The sequence below is a fragment of the Lyngbya aestuarii BL J genome, from assembly GCF_000478195.2.
GTDB lineage: Bacteria > Cyanobacteriota > Cyanobacteriia > Cyanobacteriales > Microcoleaceae > Capilliphycus > Capilliphycus aestuarii.
This window is the reverse complement of the sequence record NZ_AUZM01000203.1, coordinates 1-1,449: the sequence shown is the minus strand read 5'-3', so window position 1 is coordinate 1,449 and position 1,449 is coordinate 1. Positions and strand designations below refer to the sequence as shown.

The 1,449-nt window shown below is 40.1% G+C and carries 2 protein-coding genes; both read right to left on the bottom strand.

What is annotated here, in order from left to right:
- A partial coding sequence (locus tag M595_RS27525) for a hypothetical protein (protein WP_023069850.1) occupies window positions 1-248 on the bottom strand: 248 nt, incomplete at its 3' end.
- A 403-nt stretch (window positions 249-651) separates the two neighbouring features.
- Window positions 652-1,449: D-alanyl-D-alanine carboxypeptidase/D-alanyl-D-alanine endopeptidase (gene dacB / locus M595_RS27520; RefSeq protein WP_023069851.1), on the bottom strand; the 798-nt coding region annotated here is incomplete at its 5' end.

The window sequence follows — 1,449 nt, the reverse complement described above, 5'->3', positions numbered from 1 at the left end:
TTTAAATGTTCTTCTTCTGCTGTTTGGTTAATGACTTGAAACTGTTCGGGATAAAGCAATACATTATCATAGTCAAAGCCTCCGAATGCAGCTTCGTCTTTTATTTTTAAATCAACCCCATAGGCTTCTTTCGGACGTTCATAATATTCGGTCACAGTACCAATCGTTCCTTTGGGAATCAAGCGTTTGCTAAACTTTTCTTGAATATCAACTAGCGTTTCGATTCTCTCGTAAATCTTGGCTTTCATACGTTTTTTATTGAGAAGAATTAACGGATTTGAGCGATGAGTTTGCGAAACTTGATTCCCAGCTTGGGGGATGGGGTTAGCGATTGACGCAGTAGCGTCAGTGGCGAAGCCAATCGCAATTTTGTCACTCTTGAGATGAGATACATCTTATCTGATAGTGGGATGAATTGCATCTAAAATTAAAAAATATCAGATTTTGCTTCTGGACACCTGCCCCAGTCGGAATCTCTCGACATCTAAAAGAAGCGGTGATCTGCGTCTGAATATTGATAGATTATTCAAGTTTTAGTTTGTGGGGACTCTCTCTCAGGGAAAATGGCGCGAAGTGTATCATCCCAGGTGAAGTCGGAGCAAATTAAAGTCAACAGTGAGGTTGGGTAAACGCCCCATTGAAAACCCAAACTCAACATACTTTTAATTGACTCAATAATATCACAATCTGATCAATTGCTTGTCTTAACTCAGCGGTTGATAAATTTGAGTGATTCACCAGAATACTAAACACTAACGGTTGATAATAGGGAGGATAAATATATCCTGCTAGCGCCGAAATTCCGGTTAAAGTTCCGGTTTTTGCATAGACAATTCCAGCGGCTGTTGTCTCTTGAAATCGCCTTTTTAACGTTCCGGTTTCTCCGGCGACAGATAAAGAGTTTTGATAACTCTCAAACTGAGGTGAATTTGCCATGCCAACTAATACTTGAGTTAACGCTTCTGGACTCACTAAATTCTGACGAGATAAACCCGAACCATCCACTAAACGATAACCTTCTGGATCAACCCCTAAGCGGGTTAAAATTGTTTGCATCGCAGTTAATCCCGTTTCGACTGCATCTAAACTCGGTTGTTGTACACCTAAAATTCTCAGTAACGCCTCCGCAAAAATATTATTACTGTCTAGATTTGTGGTTTGAATTAACTTAGCAAGCGGCGGAGATTTTACCCGCGCTAATTCTGGATTAGAATATTGAGAAGTTGAGATAATACTTGTCTTTAATACTCGAATTCCTTGCCTTTCGAGAATCTGTCTAAATTCTTCGATAAAATTCTTTGTCGGTTCAACAACTGCGGCGTAAACAGGTTCTGGTTCCGAACCGACTCGCAACTGTCCAGAAACATCAATAATGGGTTGGGTGAGATCTCGTCCAATTTCCACAAACTCCCGTTGATTTTTTGAGACGGTAATTGTCTTATTTCTGAT